This window comes from Streptomyces graminilatus (genome assembly GCF_001418565.1).
GTDB lineage: Bacteria > Actinomycetota > Actinomycetes > Streptomycetales > Streptomycetaceae > Streptomyces > Streptomyces graminilatus.
On sequence record NZ_LIQQ01000762.1, the window covers coordinates 1 to 1,081 of the forward strand.

At 70.2% G+C, this 1,081-nt stretch carries 1 pseudogene; it reads left to right on the top strand.

Going from position 1 to position 1,081, the window contains the following annotated elements:
* Positions 1-1,081 (top strand): annotated as a pseudogene (locus AOK08_RS41235) (BREX-2 system ATPase PglY); the annotation flags it as partial.

A 1,081-nucleotide genomic window follows, 5' to 3' on the forward strand; every position in this document is an offset into this window, starting at 1 on the left:
CCACGACCGGCGCGGACGAGGACGCGTTCCGGCGGACGTACCCGTTCCCGCCGGCGTTCATGGACACTCTGGTGCACATCTCCGCCGCGCTGCAGCGCTCCCGCACCGGCCTGAAGCTGATGAGCCAGCTGCTCGTCGACCATCGCGACGACTGGCGGCTCGGGCAGCTTGTGCCGCTCGGCGATCTGTACCCGGCGATCGCGGGCGGCGGCGACAAGGCGTTCAGCGGGGAGACCAGCGTCCACTTCGAGGCCGCCGACAAGCTGTACCGGGACAAGCTTCGCCCGTACGTGCTGAAGACCAACCAGGTCACCGAGGACCAGGTCGAGGCGTACCGACGCCGTCCTGATGCCCTCGGCGACCCGCAGCTCGCCGCCCGCTGCCGCGACTTCACCGGCGACAGCCGACTCCTGCAGACCTTGCTGCTGTCCGCGCTCGCGCCCAGTGTGCCCGCGCTCGCCGACCTCACCCTGGCGCGGCTGCACGCCCTCAACCACGGTTCCATCACCACCCGTATCGCGGGTACCGAGGTCGGCCGGCTTGAGCAGAAGGCGAAGGAGTGGGCGGCGACCTTCCCCGAGATCAAGGTCATCGGAACGGGGCCGGGTGCGGTGGTCCGCCTGGAGCTCACCGGCGTCGACCTGGACGCTGTCCTCGCCAACGCCCAGGTCCACAACAACCTGGGCAATCGGCGTGCCAAGATGCGCAGCCTGCTCAAGGACGCGCTCGGCGTCGGTGACGGGCCCGGCGGCTTCGACGCGTACGACGTGCTCGACCTGGTGTGGAAGGGCAGCGAACGGCAGCTCGAGGTGGTCTTCGGCAACGTCGCCGACATCGACTCGCTGTCCGAGGCGACCTTGCGGCCCAGCCAGGACGACGCCTGGCGACTCGTCGTCGATTTCCCGTACGACGAGGGCGAGTTCGGTCCGATGGACGACCTGCAGCGGTTGCGTGCCCTGCGGGAGAAGCCGGGCGGCGACTCGCGCACTCTGGCCTGGCTGCCCACCCACCTGACCGACGCCTCCCGCGGGGACTTCGAGCGGCTCGTCGTCATCGACAAGGCCCTCGCCGACGAGGCCCG